The following is a 17,337-nucleotide window of genomic DNA, read 5'->3' as shown; positions in this document are numbered from 1 at the left end:
TCCGCCACCGGACTGCATAGTGCTCCTCTCATGTGCGGCCGAGCTTCGCCAATGCGGGCAAGGCGACCGCCAGGGCGGCTCGCTCGTCGTCGCTGAGCGCCGCCAGTTCTCGGCTGAGGTGGGCGATCCTGGCCTGGCGCACGGCCCGCAGCCGGACGCGGCCCTCGTCGGTGAGCTCGACCGCCCTGACGCGGGCGTCGGCGGGGTCGGACCCTCTGGCCACCAGCCCCGCCTCTTCCAGGCGGTTGATCTGCACGGACATGGTGGGCAGTTGTACGGCGTGCTCCTCGGCCAGCTCCGTCATCCGGCGCGGGCCGGGCTCCAGGGAGCCGAGGACGGCGTACTGCTGGCTGGTGACCGGCTGGCCCGCCACCGTGCGCCTGAGCAGCAGCACCAGGTGGCGGAGCACGGCGGAGACCTGTTCGGCCAGCTCGGTGGGATCGTCCCTCATGATACTTAGCCTAACTAACTTAGCCTGGCTAATATTCCAGCCAGGGAAAAGGCGGCGCCCTCTCGGGCGCCGCCTTGCCGGATTGATGGGGATTACGGGCGTTCGGTCTCCAGGCGGACGGTCTCGTCCACCGTGACGCGCCGCGCGAGCACGGACGGGTCGAGCGGGCGCAGATACGTCTGCTGCACGCCGGGGACGCGGTCCTCGACCACGAACGTCGCCCTCGTGTACGCCTCCGCGCCGGGCTCCCGCAGGTGGGGCACCACCTTGAAGTCCGCGGTGAGCTTGTCGCGCTCGATCTTCGTCAGCACGTAGCCGCGCTGGTTGTTGTAGAACTTCAGGTGCGGGTTGATGGCCAGGAACGGGTGCGTGGCCGGGTCGGAGTCCGCGCCGTCGCCGCCGGTGGAGATCGAGCTGGCCACCAGCTCGGAGCCCACGCTCGGGCCGGTCGGGTCGTCGTAGTCCAGCTTCAGGTCGCTGGCCCAGTGCGCGTGCACGTCACCGGTCAGCACGACGGGGTTGCGGACCTTGGCGTCGACCCACCCCTGCGTGATCCGCTGGCGGGAGGCGACGTACCCGTCCCAGGCGTCCATGCTGGTGACCTTGGCCGGGCCGGCGTTGTTGTCGCGCTGGGCGAAGAACACCTGCTGGCCGATGATGTCCCACTGCGCCCGCGACTTGTGGAAGCCGTCGACCAGCCACTCCTCCTGCGCGGCGCCGGTGATCGACCTGTTCGGGTCCACCGCGGCCGGGCAGTCCTTGTAGCCGTCGCCGCAGCCCTGGTCGTCGCGGTACTGGCGGGTGTCGAGCATGTGGAAACTCGCCATCCGGCCCCAGCGCACGCGCCGGTAGAGCTGCATGTCGATGCCGCGCGGGATGGAGGTACGGCGCAGCGGCATGTTCTCGTAGTAGGCCCGGAAGGCGGCCTCGCGGCGCTGCAGGAAGGTCGGCTGGTCCTCGGCGTGCTCGGGGATGTCGTCGGCCCAGTTGTTGTCCACCTCGTGGTCGTCGAAGACGACGAGCCAGGGGGCGGCGGCGTGGGCGGTCTGCAGATCGGGGTCGGTCTTGTACTGGGCGTGGCGCTGGCGGTAGTTGGCCAGCGTGGCGGTCTCGGGGCCCTCGTGGTTCCGTACGTTGCCGCCGGGGATGTTGTAGGTGTTCTTGGTGTATTCGTACTGGTAGTCGCCCAGGTGCAGGATGAGGTCCGGGTGCTCCTCGGCCAGCCTCCGGTAGGAGGTGAAGTAGCCGTGCTCGTACTGGGCGCAGGAGACGAAGGCCATCGACAGGGCGCCGCCGTACGACAGCGGGTGCGGGGCGGTCCTGGCCCGGCCGACGGGCGAGACGTACGGGCCGACGCGGAAGCGGTACCAGTACTCACGGTCGGAGCCGAGGCTGTCGACCTCGACGTGCACGCTGTGGCCCCATTCTGGGGCGGCCACGGTGACGCCGCCGCGGACCACGCGGCGGCAGCGCTCGTCGGAGTAGATCTGCCACAGCACGGGGAACGGCCGCTGCGGCATGCCGCCGAAACCGTCCTCGGCCAGCGGTTGCTGGGCCAGCCGGGTCCACAGCACGAAGCCCTCGTGGTCGGGGTCGCCGCTCGCGACGCCGAGGGTGAAGGGGTCGGTCGTCAGGCCCCGCGAGGCCAGGCTCTGGGCGGTCTCGGCGGCGGGGTCCGGGGTGGGGTCGGCGTGGGCGGCGGTGGCCGGGAGAGCCGCGGCGGCACCCGCGGTTAACCCGGCCACGAGGAAGTGCCGGCGGTTGAGCTTGGACACGGGGCGCTCCTGGGACGATCAAGGGGGAGGGGGCGTCCCGTAGCCTGACTCAGAATCGTGACGCCCGGGTGAACACCACCTAACACGAAAAAGGCGACATCCTTCACGGATATCGCCCTATTCGGAAATTTCCGTCGTCGTGGCGGTGTGCCCGGCGTACTAGATCATTTCATCCCGAGTCGCGCGTGACCTGCGGCGACACGCCGCACAGCGGCCGGTGTCACCAACCGCGCTCGGCGAGGCGGTGCGGCTGGGGGATGTCGTCGACGTTGATGCCGACCATCGCCTCGCCCAGCCCGCGCGAAACCTTGGCGATGACGTCGGGGTCGTCGTAGAACGTGGTGGCCTTGACGATGGCGGCGGCGCGCTTGGCCGGGTCGCCCGACTTGAAGATGCCGGAGCCGACGAACACGCCCTCGGCGCCGAGCTGCATCATCATCGCCGCGTCGGCCGGGGTGGCGATGCCGCCCGCGGTGAACAGCACGACGGGCAGCTTGCCGGTGCGGGCCACCTCGGCGACCAGCTCGTACGGCGCCTGCAGCTCCTTGGCGGCGACGTAGAGCTCGTCCTCGGGCAGCGAGCTGAGCCGCTTGAGCTCGCCGCGGATCGTCCGCATGTGGGTGACCGCGTTGGAGACGTCGCCGGTGCCGGCCTCACCCTTGGAGCGGATCATGGCCGCGCCCTCGGTGATGCGGCGCAGGGCCTCCCCCAGGTTCGTCGCGCCGCACACGAAGGGCACGGTGAACTGCCACTTGTCGATGTGGTTGGCGTAGTCGGCCGGGGTCAGCACCTCGGACTCGTCGACGTAGTCGACGCCCAGGGCCTGCAGCACGCGGGCCTCGGTGAAGTGGCCGATGCGGGCCTTGGCCATGACCGGGATCGACACGGCGGCGATGATGCCGTCGATCATGTCGGGATCGCTCATCCGGGACACACCGCCCTGCGCGCGGATGTCGGCGGGCACGCGCTCCAGGGCCATCACGGCGACAGCGCCGGCGTCTTCGGCGATCTTCGCCTGCTCGGGGGTGACGACGTCCATGATGACGCCGCCCTTGAGCATCTCGGCCATGCCACGCTTGACGCGCGCGGTGCCGGTGACGGGGGTGTTTTCGGGCGTGCTGGCCACGACGGTCTTCCTCACAAAAGCGAACGGTAAGTTATCAAACCCATGGTAGGTCCTGAGGGCCTCTCCCCTGACACTCCACCGTGTCAGGATTTATCAGCCCTCTTGTACATCTAGGTGCGCATTTCAGGGGATGACGGGCTTGCGGCTGGCGAGCGCGACCCAGACCTGGCCGGGCGCGAAATTCATCGGCTCGCCACTCTCCGTGGTGAACGTCGTGCCGCTCTCCTCCGACTTCCGCTCCCACTTCGCCTTGTACGCCTTGCCGTCGCGCAGCACCACCGCCGAGCCCTTGCCGACGCTGTGCACCAGGGGCGTGTAGCTCTGGTTCTTGTCGTGGAACTGGGAGCGCTCGGTCTTGGTGTACTGCACCACGATCGTGGGCGCGCCGAGCTGGCCGCCCTCCGCCGCCATGTCCTTCTTGCCATCCTGCCAGATCATCCACTTCTTGTCCGTCTCGGACCAGCCGAAGGTGAAGCGCGCGCCGGGCCACTTGACGCTGTAGGTCTTCTTGTCCACGCCGCCGTCGGCCGGGGCGTCGCCGAAGGTGAAGCCGATGTCCTTGGCCTTGTCGGCGCCCGGGGCCCGCGACAGCAGCTTCTTGGTGTAGGCGAACAGGTTGTAGGGGGCGAAGCGGCCCGGCTGGCGGAAGAAGGCGCCCGGGTTGCGGGTGTCGCCGACGTCGTACAGCGACGCCTTGGCCATGAACGGCAGCATCAACGACTGCACGCCCGAGTAGGCGAAGGCGGGCTTGCCGAACTGCGGCACGATGTGCAGGTCGGAGATGCGGGCACTGCGTACGGGCCCCACCTTGGCCGGCAGCTTGGAGGAGAAGACCGCCATCAGACGGGTCAGACCGGCCTCGACCTGCTCGATGTAGACGATGTCCGCGCTCTTGAGCCCGAGCTGAGGCTTGCCGGCGGCGGTGTTCTCGATCTTCACGGCGAGCACCGGCTTGGCGGCGCCCTCCATGGGCAGTCCGGTGAACGGGTGGGTCTTGCCGGGCTCCGCCGCGGGCTCCTCGGTCGGGGACGCCGTGGCGGCCTGCGGCGCCTTGCCCGCCGCGGGCTCGTTCGACGAGCAGGCCGCGACCGGCAGCAGAACCGCCGCTCCGGCCAGCGTCACGGTAATCATCCGAGGTAGCCGCACCTGTGTACTCCTCCGCATGGGCCAAGAAACGGAAGAAGCCTACCGGCGCTCTCCAAATCGGGTCATTCAGTTGCCATAGTCGCCGGTGGATTGTCATCTATTTCGAAGAATTGGGGGAATTCGGTATGTCCGGCCAGGCGAAGGACTCTGGCGAGCCAGCGCCGCTGCGCCGTACGCGTGACTCCCACGGCGCTGTTGTAGAAACGGCGCGAATAGACGACCTTGGCCACGGCCGCGCCGAGCTCTTCGAGCAGCACCTGGCCGCCGGGCGACTCCGACAGCTTCTCGGTGAAGCGCTCCTGGTCGACCACGGCGCGCAGCGCGCCCGACAGGTCGCTCTCGGCGTGCTCGCGATCGTCCGGCCCGGCCATCCTGGCCTCGTGCGCCGCCGCGGCCAGCACCAGCGAGGTCGCCGGATCCAGCAGCCGGGAGCCGGCCAGCTCCAGCACCACGGCCCGGCGCCGCATGAGCGCGGCGTCGAGCGCCTCGCGGGCCAGCTCCAGCCGGATGTGCAGCCGGTCGAGGCGGCCGGCTCGCCATGAGATGTAGACGGCCGTGAGCACCACGACGATGCCCGCGACCAGCACGATCATGGTCGAGGTCACAGATCTTCCTCCACGCCGCCGGCGCCGCTTGCCGTCACCGTCTCGTAGACCCGGACCACGTCACGGGCGACCGTCGACCAGTCGTACTTGCCGACCGCGACCAGCGCCTCCGCGGCCAGCTTCGCGCGGCGCTCCGGCGCGTCGAGCAGCGCCGCCGCCTCGCGGGCCAGCGAGGCCGGGTCGCCGTTGGCGAACAGCGCGCCCGCCTGGCCTTCGCCCAGCACCTTGCGGAAGGCCGGGATGTCGCTGGCCAGCACGGTCGCGCCGGAGGCCATCGCCTCGGCCAGTACGATGCCGAAGCTCTCGCCCCGGGTGTTGGGCGCGCAGAACACGTCGACCGAGTGGTAAGCGCGGATCTTGTCGGCCTCGCTGACCATGCCGAGGACGGTGACCCGGTCGTGCAGCTCCTTGGGCACCCGGTCGTAGACGTCCTTGGCGTCGCCCGGCCCGGCGATGAGCAGCTTGAGCTCCGGACGTTCGGCCGCCAGCGGCTTGAAGGCGTCCAGCAGGATCGGCAGGCCCTTGCGCTCCTCGTCCATCCGGCCGAGGAAGCCGAGCGTGGCGCCGTCGGGCCCCCATCCGTCGAGCGGTTCGGCGTGGGCGTAGCGGCTGACGGTCACGCCGTTGGGGATCAGCACGGTGTCGCCGCCGAACTGCTCGACCAGGCTCTTGCGGGCCGCGTCGGAGACCGCGATGCGCCCGCTGAGCTTCTCCAGCGCGCTGCGCAGCACCGGCTCGGCCACCGCGATGGCCCGAGAGCGCGTCCAGGAGGCGTGGAAGGTGGCCACGATCGGCCCCTTGGCCGCCCAGCAGGCCAGCACGCCCAGGCTCGGCACCAGCGGCTCGTGGATGTGCAGCACGTCGAAGTGGCCGTCGCGCACCCAGCGCCGCACCCGGGCCGCCGAGATGAAGCCGAACGACATCCTGGCCACCGACCCGTTGTAGGGCACCGGGATGGCCCGGCCCGCGCCCGTCACGTACGGCGGCAGCTCCTCGTCGTCGGCGGCCGGCGCGATGACCGAGACCTCGTGATCCTGCGCGATGAGCGCCTGGGCCAGGTCGTCGATGTGCTGTTTGACCCCGCCGGGCATGTCCCAGGAATAGGGACAGACGATGCCCACCTTCATCTCGCCAGGTCCTCCAGCCAGAGCCGCTGCAGCATGTGCCAGTCCTCCGGGTGCTCGGCGATGCCCTTCTCGAAGACGTCCGTCAGCCGCTGCGCCACGATGGCGACCTTCTCCTGCCTGGTGCCCTCCTCGGGCACGGGGATCTCCTCGTGGATGTCGATCCCCCAGTCGTCGCCGTGGAAGTAGACGGTGGCGGGCAGCAGCGCCGCGCCCGTCTGGACGGCCAGCAGCGGCGGGCCCGCGGGCACCTTGGTGGCCGAGCCGAAGAAGCGCACCTCGATGCCGCTCTTGGTCAGGTCGCGCTCGGCGGGCAGGCAGACGACGCCGCCCCGGCGTACGCGCGTGGCCAGTGTCCCGAAGTTGTGGCCGTCACCGCCCGTGAGCGGCAGCACCTCCATGCCCAGTCCCTCACGGAAGGCGACATAGCGGCGGAACAGCGACTCGGGCTTGAGCCGCTCGGCGACGGTCGCGAACGGGTGGCCCACGCCCACCAGCCACGCGCCGGCCTGGTCCCAGTTGCCCATGTGCGGCAGCGCCAGCACCACCCCGCGCCCGGCGGCCACCGTGTCGTGGATGTGCTCGGCGCCGGTGACGTGCGTGCGGCGGACGATGTCCTCGCGGCGCATCGACGGCAGCCGGAACACCTCGTGGAAGTAGCGGAAGTAGGAGCGCATGCCGGCCCGGCTCAGCGCGCGGAGCTCGTCGCTGCCGGGATCGAGCCCGGTCACCCTGGCCAGGTTGGACTCCAGACGGCGCACCGACCTGCCGCGCCTGCGCCACACCCGGTCGGCCAGCAGCCGGAAGGCCCCCGCGGTCGCGCGCTGGGGCAGCAGCGGGACGAGCTTCCATCCGGCCGCGAACCCCGCCGCGACGACCCGATCGGTGACCGACGTCTTCTGGCTCATCGCTCCCTCGTCTGCCGCGTCTGTGAGTGGACATGGACCACCCGCTGCACCACCGTGACCGCGCCGGCCAGCGCCAGCAGCCACATCCCCGCGGGCAGGACGTACGGCACGCCGAGCCCGGCGAAGAAGGTGGCCACCAGCACGACGACCAGGCGCTCCGGCCGCTCGGCCAGCCCCACGTCACAGGTGAGCCCCAGGCCCTCCGCCCTGGCCTTGGCGTAGGACACCAGGGTCCCGGCGACCAGGCCGGCCAGCGTCACCGCGGCCATCAGCGCGTCGTCCTTCGAGATGAAGTAAAGAATCAGCCCGGAAAAGATGGCCGCGTCGGCCACCCGGTCCAGGGTCGAGTCGAGGAAGGCCCCCCAGGTGCTGCCGCCCTTGCCGCCGAGCCGGGCCACCAGGCCGTCGAGCAGGTCGAACAGCACGAACACCGTGATCAGCAGGGCGCCCCAGGACAGCTGGCCCAGCGGGAAGAAGAGCAGGGCGCAGACGACGGTGCCGATCGTGCCGATCGCCGTGACGACGTTCGGCCCGATTCCGCGGGCGGCCAGAGCCCTGCCGAGCGGGGTGAGTATCCGGGTCATGGCCGGGCGCAGGAGTTTCAGCATCGCGGTCTGATCGTAGGCCATTTACGAGCCGACGACTTTCTTTGCCCCACCCCCCTTGTGATATCCGCCACAGGGGTATTTGGTGAACACACCGCGTCCATGCGGTTTCTGTCCCCTCGCTCGGGCGCGGCGTTGGCACGTCAACCGACGACGCGGGAGGCGAATGTGGCAGAGAAGAACCCTGGTCACGCCATGGGAGCCGCGGGCAGGGCACCAGCGGCCGACAGGGCGGATGCGATACGCAATGTCGTGCTGGTCGGCCATTCAGGGGCGGGTAAGACGACCCTCGTGGAGCAGCTGCTGGCCGCGACGGGCACCATTCAGCGGGCCGGCCGGGTGGAGGACGGAAACACGGTCAGCGACTTCGACGAGGTCGAGGTACGGCAGCAGCGCTCGGTGAACCTGTCACTCGCGCCGCTGGTGCACAACAGCATCAAGATCAATCTTCTGGACACCCCCGGTTACGCCGACTTCGTGGGCGACCTGCGCGCCGGACTGCGCGCGGCCGACGCCGCCCTCTTCGTCGTGTCGGCCTCGGAGGGCATCGACGGGCTGACCCAGATGCTGTGGGAGGAGTGCAGCCAGGTCGGCATGCCCAGAGCCGTCGTGATCACCAAGATCGACCACCAGCGGGCCGACTTCGACGAGGTCCTCGCCACCTGCCAGGACGTCTTCGGCGACGGCGTGGCCCCCCTCTACCTGCCGGTGATCACCAACGGGCACGTCAACGGCCTGATCGGCCTGCTGTCCCAGAAGTTCTACAACTACGCCACGGGCACGCGTACCGAGAAGGACCCGGGCGCCGAGTACGAGTCGCAGATCGAGGAGCACCGCGGCGTCCTGATCGAGGGCATCATCCAGGAGAGCGAAGACGAGTCGCTCATGGAGCGCTACCTGGAGGGCGAGCCGATCGACACCAAGGTCCTCATCGAGGACCTCGAGAAGGCCGTCGCGCGGGGCAGCTTCTTCCCCGTGCTGTGCAGCGGCATCGGCGTGGGCGCCCAAGAGGTGCTCGAACTCATGACGCAGGGCTTCCCCTCCCCGCTCGAACACCCGATGCCGGAGATCACCTCCCTCGACGGCAAGCCTGTCAAGGGCATCACCTGCGACCCCGACGGCCCGCTGGTCGCCGAGGTCGTCAAGACCACCAGCGACCCGTACGTGGGCCGCATCAGCCTGGTGCGCATCTTCTCCGGCTCCCTGCGCCCCGACATGACCGTGCACGTGTCAGGACACGGCCTGGCCGAGCGCGGGCACGAGGACCACGACGTGGACGAACGCATCGGGACCCTCACCTGCCCCCTGGGCAAGCAGCAGCGCGGCGCGCCGAAGGGGGTGGCGGGCGACATCATCGCGGTGGCCAAGCTCTCCCGGGCCGAGACCGGCGACACCCTGTCGGAGGTGGACAAACCCCTGCTCATGACGGCGTGGGAGACGCCCGAGCCACTGCTGCCCGTCGCCATCCAGGCCAAGTCCAAGGCCGACGAGGACAAGCTGTCACAGGCGCTGGGCCGCCTGGTGGCCGAGGACCCGACGCTCCGGCTGGAGAACAACGCCGAGACCAGGCAGCTCGTGCTCTGGTGCATGGGCGAGGCCCACACCGACGTGCTCCTCGACCGGCTGTCCAAGCGGCACGGCGTCGAGGTCGAGCGCATCGACCTGCGGGTGCCGCTGCGCGAGACGTTCGGCGGCAAGTGCCAGGCGATGGGCCGCAACGTCAAGCAGACGGGCGGTCACGGCCAGTTCGCGATCTGCCATCTGGAAGTGGAGCCGCTGCCGTCCGGCGGCGGGTTCGAGTTCGTGGACAAGATCGTCGGCGGGGTGGTGCCCCGGCAGTTCATCCCGTCGGTCGAGAAGGGCGTGCGCGCGCAGATGGAGCGAGGCGTCGTCGCCGGCTATCCGATGGTGGACGTGCGCGTCACGCTGTACGACGGCAAGGCCCACTCGGTCGACTCCTCCGACATGGCCTTCCAGATCGCCGGGCAGCTGGCACTCAAGGAGGCCGCGGCCAAGGTGCCGACGCTGCTGCTGGAGCCGGTCGACGAGCTGTCGGTGCTGGTGGCCGACGACTACGTGGGCTCGGTGATGTCGGATCTGTCGTCGCGGCGCGGACGGGTTCTCGGCACCGAGCCGGTGGGCACCGGACGCACCCTGGTCAAGGCCGAGGTGCCCGAGCTGGAGATCACCCGCTACGCGATCGACCTGCGGTCCATGTCGCACGGCACGGGCACCTTCCAGCGGGCGTTCCTGCGCTACGAGCCGCTGCCGACGCACGTGGCGGAGAAGGTCGCCGTCACGGACTGACGTACGGGACAGAGGCCGGGAGGGACGCCGTCCCTCCCGGCACATCCATTACTCTGGCCACTCGAACATCACGAAACGATTTCTTTTTTCCGGCCTGCGCACGTCGGAGCCAATGCCAGACTGGAACATCATGCGAAACGGACGCCCTCTCATCGCCGCTGCCGCCCTCGCCACCGTCACCGTCGGCGCCGCCTACCTCTTCGGACCGGGAGCCAAGCAGACACCCGCGGTGACCGCCTCGACCACCGCCGCGAAGAAGACGGCGGTCGTCACTCGGGACGGGGCCACCTGCACCGCCGACGTCCGCTACCCCAAGCGTCAGCTGCGTGGCGTCTGGATCGCCACGGTCAAGAACATCGACTGGCCCTCGCGCACCGGCCTCTCCGTCGCCAGGCAGCAGGCCGACTACGTCAAGATCCTGGACGCGGCGGTCAAACGCCGCTTCAACGCGGTGTTCGTACAGGTGCGGCCGGCCTCCGACGCGCTCTACAAGTCCTCGCTAGAGCCGTGGACGCAATATCTGACCGGCACGGCCGGCAAGGACCCGGGCTGGGACCCGCTGCCGTTCCTCATCGCCGAGGCCCACAAGCGCGGCCTGGAGTTTCACGCCTGGTTCAACCCCTATCGCGCCTCCTACGACGGCGACGTGGCCAAGCTGCCCGCCGGCCACCCAGCCCGTCAGCACCCGGGCTGGACGGTCAAGTATGACGGGCGCCTCTACTACAACCCCGGCCTGCCGCAGGTCCGCGAGCACGTCGCCAAGGTCGTCACCGACGTGACGCGACGCTATGACATCGACGGGGTGCACTTCGACGACTATTTCTACCCGTATCCGGGCAGCGGCGGCACGTTCGACGACGCGGCTGCCTTTACAAAGTATGGCAAGGGCAAGAACCTGGCCGACTGGCGGCGCGACAACGTCGACAAGCTGATCGCCCAGGTCGACGAGGCCGTGCACGCGACCAAAAAGTACGTCAAGTTCGGCGTCAGCCCGTTCGGCATCTGGCGCAACAAGTCGGAGGATCCGACGGGCTCCAAGACTGCCGGCATGTCGGCCTATGACTCGATTTATGCGGATGCGCGGCACTGGATCAAGGCGGGCACGGTCGACTACGTGATGCCGCAGCTCTACTGGTCGCGCGGCTTCAAGGCGGCCGACTACCGGGCCCTGGCGCCCTGGTGGGCCAACGAGGTCAAGGGCACCGGCGTCGACCTCTACATCGGCCAGGCCCTCTACCGGGTGGGCGCCAAGGACGACAAGGCGTGGACCAAGGCGGGCGAGCTGTCCGCCCATCTGACGCTCAACCGCGAATACCGGCAGATCGGCGGCGACGTCTACTTCAGCGCCGCGCAGCTGCTCAGCAACCCGCTGGGCGCCATCGACCGCCTGGCCAAGGAGCACTACAGCCGCCCGGCGCTGCTGCCGCTCATCAAGGACCGCGGCGGCGAGGCCCCGGCCAAACCCGCCGCGGTCAAGGCGGCCGGCTCGGTCGTCTCGTGGAACGCCAGTCATGGGGCCCGCTCGTACGTGGTCTACGAGGTCCCGAAGTCGGGCCAGGACTGCCAGGCCGTGGACGCCCGCAACCTGGTGGCCGTGGTCACCGCGCCCACGTTCACCACCAACGCGCCTGGCACCTATCTGGTGACCTCCCTCGACCGCCTGCAGAACGAGAGCAAGCCCGCCAAGGTCACGGTCGCCCCGGCCTGAGAGCCTGGAGCTGAACGGTCTCGCCACCCACGGCGAGGTGAGACGATGCTGCGGACGGTAGCCGTAGATCGTAGGGGGACATTCCCGTGAGGCGCGTGCTGGTCGTGTTGGCGGTTCTCCTGTTCGTCGGGGGGTTCGCCCAGGCGGGGCAGGCCGAGGACGGCGGTGGGCGGGTGGCGCTCATCGGTGTGCCGGGGCTCCACTGGAACGACATCACCCCGAACGACACGCCCCATCTGTGGCGGCTCGCGGGTGCCAGTGCGATCGGATCGCTGTCCGTACGCACTGTGGGCGGCCTGACCTGCCCCTACGACGGTTGGCTGACCGTGTCGGCAGGCAGCAGGTCGGCCTCCGGCTACAGCTGCGGCGCGGCACCGGCGCCGGAGACGCGCGGCCAGGGCGCCGTCATCCCCGACTACCGCTACCTCATCGACGTGGCGGGCCAGCGCAACGCGGGCACGCTCGGCGAGGCGCTGAAGGCCGTGGGCCAGTGCTCGGTCGCGGTCGGCCCCGGCGCCGCGCTGGCGCTGGCCGACCGGAGCGGCGCGGTGTCGCGCTACCTCGCCTCCCCCGAACAGGCCACGGCCGCCGACCTGACGCAGTGCCGGGTGGTGGCGGCCGAGGTCGACGACCTGATCCGTCCCTACCTGTCCACCGGCAAGCTGCCCCGCGTGCCCGACCAGCTCGGCGCCCCCGAGCGCCGGGCCGCGCTGCGGCAGGCCGACGCGAAGGCGGGCGCGCTGCTGTCGGCCCTGCCCGCCGACGCGACCGTCATCCTGGCCGGCCTGTCCGACCACGGCTCCGTGCCGCACCTGCGGGTCGCGATGCTGCGCCAGCCGGGCGCGCAGGGCCGCCTGCTCGGCGCCGCCTCCACGCACCGCGACGACATCTCGATCCTGCCCGACCTGACCGCCACCGCGCTGACCACGGCGGGCGTGCCGGTGCCCGCCACGGTCGTGGGCGTGCCGCTCCAGGTGAGCGCGCAGAGCGCGACGATCGACCGGCTGCGCCGCGCCGACGCCACCGCGCAGACGATCCGCTCGGTGAAGGGCATCTACTTCACGGTCGTCGCCGTGCTGCAGGTCCTGTTCTACCTGATCGCGTTCCTGCTGCTGCGCCGCCGCAAGGGCCTGCCCGGGGTACGCCTGGCGGCGGTCGCCCTCGCCTCGCTGCCCGTCTCCAGCTACCTGGTCAACCTGCTGCCGTGGTCCACCCTGCCGGGCCTGATCGGCGGCGCACTCGGCTGGACGGCGGCCATCACCCTCCTCGCCTGCGCGGGGCCGTGGCGGCGCAGCCCGCTCGGCCCGCTCACGGTCGTGGCGGGCATCACCGCGCTCACGCTCGCCGACGACCTGCTGACCGGCACGACCCTGCAGCTCAACAGCATCATGGGCTACAGCGCCGAGGTGGGCGCCCGCTACTACGGCCTGGGCAACATCCCGTTCGCGCTGCTGGCCACCGGCACGCTGCTGGCGACCACGACCATCGCCCACCGCTTCCCGGGCAAGGTGGGCGTGGCGGCGGTGGTGGTGCTGGGGGCGTTCGCGATGGTGCTCGGCGGCTCGGGCATGGGCAGCGACTTCGGCGGCGTGATCGCGTTCGTCCCGGGCATCGCGGTGACCGCGCTGCTCATAGCGGGCAAGCGGGTGTCGATCGTGAAGCTGGGCGCGTTCTGCGTGGCGGGGGCGGTGATCGTGATGACGTTCGCGGTCATCAACTACCTGCAGCCGCCCGACAAGCAGACCCACCTGGGCCGCTTCGTCGGACAGGTGCTCAGCGGCGAGGCGCTCGAGGTCATCCTGCGTAAGCTCAGCGCCATGCTTGCCACGCTGCTCAGCCCCAACCTGATGCCGATCGTGATCGCCGCCACCGCGTTCCTCGTCTACGCGATCCTGCGGCCCGAGCAAGCCTCCGCCGGAGTGGTGCCCGCCGCCTTCACCTACTCCCCCGCGCTGCGCGCCGGGCTGATCGGCACGCTCGTGAGCGGCGTCCTCGGGATGCTGGTCAACGACTCCGGCGCGGCCGTGCTGTCGATGGCCCTGGCTCTGGCGATCCCGCTGCTGCTGTCGGCCGGCATCTCCGCGCTGCCGCGGCCGTCAGTCCCAAGCGTCGGCGAGCAGCTCGCGCGTGTCACGAAGTAGCTGCGGCAACACCTTGGTCTGCGCGACGACCGGCATGAAGTTGGTGTCGCCGCCCCACCTCGGCACCACATGCTGGTGCAGGTGGGCGGCGATGCCCGCGCCCGCCACCTGACCGAGGTTCATGCCGACGTTGAACCCCTGGGCCCCGCTCGCCTTACGCAGCGCGCGCACCGCCCGCTGCGTGAACTCCGCCAACTCCACCAGCTCGGCACCGTCAAGCAGGTCATAGTCGGGTACGTGCCGATAAGGCACGATCATGAGGTGACCGGAGTTGTAGGGGTATAGGTTGAGCACCGCGTACACGACCTCCCCCCTGGCCACGATCAGCCCCTCCTCGTCGCTCATCTTGGGGATGGCGTCGAACGGACACCCGTCATCGGCGCCCGTCCCGGTCGGCTTACCCTCGCCCTTGATGTAGGCCATCCGATGCGGAGTCCACAGCCGCTGGAAGTTGTCTGGTGCCCCGGCCCCTGCCTGATCGTGCATATCTAGCAGCATAGGGCCCCAGGTCTTGGGACAAACGGCACAGGCTTCCGGGACAATCCTCAAGACCGCCCAGAGGAGGCCGCGATGACCGACGCATTAGGCGACGACACCACCAACCCGGGCACCACGGGGACGAGCAGCACGGGATACGAACCTCCGAGCTACCTCTCCGCAGGACATGGCGATACCGGCACCGGCACCCCGGAACGAGGCCCTGAACCCTACGGCGGTGGCTCGCTCCGCTCCATCGGCCCTAACTCCAGCGTCGACGCGGACTCCGGCTCCGGCTGGGGTGCCGGCGCGGGGTCCAGTTTGGGATCCAGCTCGACCGGCTCCAGCTTGGGACCCAGTTCCAGCTCGGATTCCGGCTCCGGCTTGGGCTCCCACTCCGGCCCCAGCTCGGACTCCGGCAATGTAGGAGTCCGCTCCATCGGCTCCCTCCCTGGTGACACCGGAATCCGTGGCACCGATGCCGATTCCAGCGGCGCCAACCCCCGGAGCATCGGCAGTGACCCCAGCGGCGCCGGATCCCGCAGAAGCGGTGCCGACTCCAGGCGCGTCGGAGTCCGCGGCATCGCCCCCGCCACCCCGGAACCCAGCCCGGACAGCCTTGGTTTCCCTGACTCAGGTTTCCCTGACCCTGGCGTCTCCGGACTTGGCCCCTCCGGACCTGGCACCGCCGAACTTCGCCACACCAGTCCTGGACCCGCCAATCCTGGACCCGCCGGACTTGGACCTGCCGGGCCTGGATCCGCCGGGCTTGGACCCGCCGGGCCCGGATCCGCCACGGCCCCCGCTGCCGGACCCGGCGCCGCGCCGTACGGAGAGGCGGCCGCACCAGCATTCTCTGGGGACCAGCCGACGGCCACCGCGGCCGTGGTGAAGGGGCGGATCAAGGTCGCCGACGAGGTGGTGGAGAAGGTGGCCTATCTCGCGACACGGGAGGTGCCAGGCGTCGCGGACATGGGCGGCGACCTCGCCCGCGCCTTCGAGTCGGTCCGCGACCGCATCGGCATCGGCTCCCAGCGCGGCAACCAGGGCGTGAGCGCCCAGATCCAGGACCGGCAGGTGGCGGTGAGCCTGACGATCGTGGTCGAGTACGGCCACGTGGTGATGGAGGTCGCCGCCGCCGTCAAGACCAATGTGGCCCGCAGCGTAAGCCGCATGCTCGGCCTACGAGTGACCGAGGTGAACGTCACGGTCGACGACGTCCGCCTCCCAGGCGACCCCAGACCCATCGGAGAGCCCCCGGAACCAGACCCCTCCTGATCCCGAACCCGACCAGCCCACCACCCTGGCCACGACACAGGAGCACCGCCCCGGACCAGCGCACCCAAACGCCGGGCCAACAGGCAACCGCCCCGGGATCGGAGCATTGGCCGGAAGACTGACGACACGTACCGCCGGGAGGCGGCACATGTCGTCGGGTGGGGGTCAGGCCACGGCGTCGGCCAGGCGGTCGATCTGGTCCGGGTCGGAGGCCCAGCAGTAGAGCATCACCTCGTCGGCCCCGATGCCGGTGAACGCCGTGACCGCGTCCCGGACCGCGGCGGGCGTGGTGAGCAGCCCGGCCAGCATGTGCTCGGGACGCCCGGTGAAGGCGTAGTAGTCGCCCATCTCCTTCCTGGCCTCCGCCAGCACCGTCTCCGGGCCGAGGGCGACGTTGACCTGAGCCACCAGGCGAGGACGGCCCGCACGCCCGGCGAGCTCCCATCGCCGCTCCACGTCGCGGAAGGCCGTGTCCATCCACCGGGGCCCGAGCCCAGCACCCAGGAAGCCGTCACCCCATCGGGCCACACGCTCGAACACCGCCGGCACGAAGCCACCGAACAGCACCTCCGGACCACCCAGCCGAGCAGGCGCGGGCCCGATCGAACCCACGCCATGGCCCTCAAGCCGAACCAGTACGGGACCCGCGGGATCCACACCATCACCCCCAGGCCGAACCGGCGCAGAACCCACCGGACCCACACCGTCACCCCCAGACCGAACGGGTACAGGACCCGCCAGATCCACACCCTCACCTCCAGGCCGAAACGGCGCAGACCCCACCGGCCCTGCGCCATCGCCGACCCCACATGGCTCACCGGACCAGGCGCGTCGCAGGAGGGCGAGCTGTTCGTCGAGGCGGCGCCCTCGGCGGTGGACGTCGACACCGGCTGCCAGGTAGTCGTCCTCGCGTCCTGCCGTGCCGATGCCGAGCGTGAACCGGCCGCCGGAGAGGCGGTCGAGCGTGGCGGCCTGTTTGGCGAGGATCGCGGTGTTGTGGAGGGGCGCGATCAGCACCTCGGTCTGGAGGCGGACGCGCGAGGTGGCACCGGCCAGGACTGCGAGGGTGACCAGCGGCTCAGGGTTGTCGTAAACGAGCCGGTCGAGCAGGCCAAGTGCGCTGAAGGGACCGGCGTCGGCGCGGCGGGCCCAGGTCAGCAGCTGGGCGGGGTCATTGATCGGGAGGCCGAGACCTACGTTCATCGGGAGAACACTCCTTCGAAAGGGCATGCGAACAGATCGCACCGCCCCTCCGGGGTCCTCACACGCGCTGTGCGGGCCTTGCTTCCACTCTGCGGCATATCTCTGGGAAGCGTGATCTTCAGAGTACGGGCAGACTACCGCACCCTCACCGCCCCGCACCTCCAGACTTCACCAACTCCCACCTCCCGAGCCCTCCAGATCCCTTCCAGACCCCACGGCGCCGCAGCGCAGCACCGCGATGGGAAGCGGTGTCAGGCGACCGCAACCGACCACGACGCCCCACACACGCCGACGGTGGCTGTGGGGCCTGGGATTGTGGAGCGATGCCGGGGGTTGGGACGGAGGGTCAGTGCCGAGGTTCTGGGGTTGCCGGTGGTGCGCGGGCCTGAGCCGTGGCGCCGTGGGGCGGCCCTGGGCCGTAGGGCGGTACTGCGGGTCTGAGGTCGGTGGAATGGTGGACGGTGGCGTTGCCGGAAAGATGTC

The 17,337-nt window shown here is 70.1% G+C and carries 15 protein-coding genes; 4 read left to right on the top strand and 11 right to left on the bottom strand.

Features of this window, described 5'->3' with window-relative positions; translation table 11 throughout:
• Positions 1-28: 28 nt before the first annotated feature.
• From LDL49_RS36410 to pgsA, 8 genes are all read right to left on the bottom strand, one after another.
• Positions 29-451 (bottom strand): MarR family winged helix-turn-helix transcriptional regulator, encoded by a 423-nt coding sequence (locus LDL49_RS36410; RefSeq protein ID WP_225298175.1) that lies wholly within the window; start codon positions 449-451, stop codon positions 29-31.
• A 92-nt stretch (positions 452-543) separates the two neighbouring features.
• A complete protein-coding gene (locus LDL49_RS36405) occupies positions 544-2,226 on the bottom strand; it encodes an alkaline phosphatase D family protein (protein ID WP_225298172.1) in 1,683 nt (560 codons plus the stop codon).
• A 220-nt stretch (positions 2,227-2,446) separates the two neighbouring features.
• Positions 2,447-3,367, bottom strand: a complete 921-nt coding sequence (pdxS, locus tag LDL49_RS36400; RefSeq protein WP_225298171.1) for a pyridoxal 5'-phosphate synthase lyase subunit PdxS — start codon at positions 3,365-3,367, stop codon at positions 2,447-2,449.
• A 108-nt stretch (positions 3,368-3,475) separates the two neighbouring features.
• A complete protein-coding gene (locus LDL49_RS36395; RefSeq protein WP_225298168.1) occupies positions 3,476-4,483 on the bottom strand; it encodes a DUF3048 domain-containing protein in 1,008 nt (335 codons plus the stop codon).
• A 77-nt stretch (positions 4,484-4,560) separates the two neighbouring features.
• Entirely contained in the window at positions 4,561-5,091 is a 531-nt protein-coding gene (locus LDL49_RS36390; protein WP_263655963.1) for a LemA family protein, read from the bottom strand.
• Between the two features lie 8 nt (positions 5,092-5,099).
• Positions 5,100-6,230 (bottom strand): glycosyltransferase family 4 protein, encoded by a 1,131-nt coding sequence (locus LDL49_RS36385; protein WP_225298165.1) that lies wholly within the window; start codon positions 6,228-6,230, stop codon positions 5,100-5,102.
• Entirely contained in the window at positions 6,227-7,135 is a 909-nt protein-coding gene (locus tag LDL49_RS36380) for a phosphatidylinositol mannoside acyltransferase (RefSeq protein WP_225298162.1), read from the bottom strand. The genes LDL49_RS36385 and LDL49_RS36380 overlap by 4 nt, the downstream gene beginning before the upstream one ends.
• Positions 7,132-7,743, bottom strand: a complete 612-nt coding sequence (gene pgsA, locus LDL49_RS36375; RefSeq protein WP_225298160.1) for a phosphatidylinositol phosphate synthase — start codon at positions 7,741-7,743, stop codon at positions 7,132-7,134. The genes LDL49_RS36380 and pgsA overlap by 4 nt, the downstream gene beginning before the upstream one ends.
• Before the next feature lie 165 nt (positions 7,744-7,908).
• On the opposite strand from pgsA, the gene LDL49_RS36370 reads away from it, so the two are divergent.
• The 3 genes from LDL49_RS36370 to LDL49_RS36360 all read left to right on the top strand — a co-directional run bounded on the left by LDL49_RS36370 (position 7,909) and on the right by LDL49_RS36360 (position 13,896).
• A complete protein-coding gene (locus LDL49_RS36370; RefSeq protein ID WP_225298158.1) occupies positions 7,909-10,047 on the top strand; it encodes an elongation factor G-like protein EF-G2 in 2,139 nt (712 codons plus the stop codon).
• A gap of 130 nt (positions 10,048-10,177) precedes the next feature.
• Positions 10,178-11,755, top strand: a complete 1,578-nt coding sequence (locus LDL49_RS36365) for a glycoside hydrolase family 10-like protein (RefSeq protein WP_225298157.1) — start codon at positions 10,178-10,180, stop codon at positions 11,753-11,755.
• A 95-nt stretch (positions 11,756-11,850) separates the two neighbouring features.
• Positions 11,851-13,896: a hypothetical protein gene (locus LDL49_RS36360; protein WP_225298155.1), complete on the top strand. Its 2,046-nt coding sequence runs from the start codon at positions 11,851-11,853 to the stop codon at positions 13,894-13,896.
• On the opposite strand, the gene LDL49_RS36355 is transcribed toward LDL49_RS36360, so the two are convergent.
• A complete protein-coding gene (locus LDL49_RS36355; RefSeq protein WP_308016238.1) occupies positions 13,852-14,382 on the bottom strand; it encodes an HIT family protein in 531 nt (176 codons plus the stop codon). The genes LDL49_RS36360 and LDL49_RS36355 overlap by 45 nt on opposite strands.
• Positions 14,383-14,603: 221 nt before the next feature.
• Complete coding sequence (locus LDL49_RS36350; protein WP_225298153.1) at positions 14,604-14,813, bottom strand: hypothetical protein; 210 nt, start codon at positions 14,811-14,813, stop codon at positions 14,604-14,606.
• A 448-nt stretch (positions 14,814-15,261) separates the two neighbouring features.
• Between LDL49_RS36350 and LDL49_RS58660 the strand changes: the two genes are divergently transcribed.
• Positions 15,262-15,651, top strand: a complete 390-nt coding sequence (locus tag LDL49_RS58660) for an Asp23/Gls24 family envelope stress response protein (protein WP_225298151.1) — start codon at positions 15,262-15,264, stop codon at positions 15,649-15,651.
• Between the two features lie 165 nt (positions 15,652-15,816).
• Here the strand turns inward: LDL49_RS58660 and LDL49_RS36340 are convergent, their stop codons facing one another.
• The gene (locus tag LDL49_RS36340) at positions 15,817-16,854 is read right to left on the bottom strand and encodes an LLM class flavin-dependent oxidoreductase (protein WP_225298149.1); all 1,038 of its coding nucleotides are present in this window, start codon (positions 16,852-16,854) and stop codon (positions 15,817-15,819) included.
• Positions 16,855-17,337 lie beyond the last annotated feature (483 nt).

This window comes from Nonomuraea aurantiaca, from assembly GCF_020215705.1.
Classification (GTDB): Bacteria; Actinomycetota; Actinomycetes; order Streptosporangiales; family Streptosporangiaceae; genus Nonomuraea; species Nonomuraea aurantiaca.
This window is presented reverse-complemented; position numbering and strand designations above follow the sequence as displayed.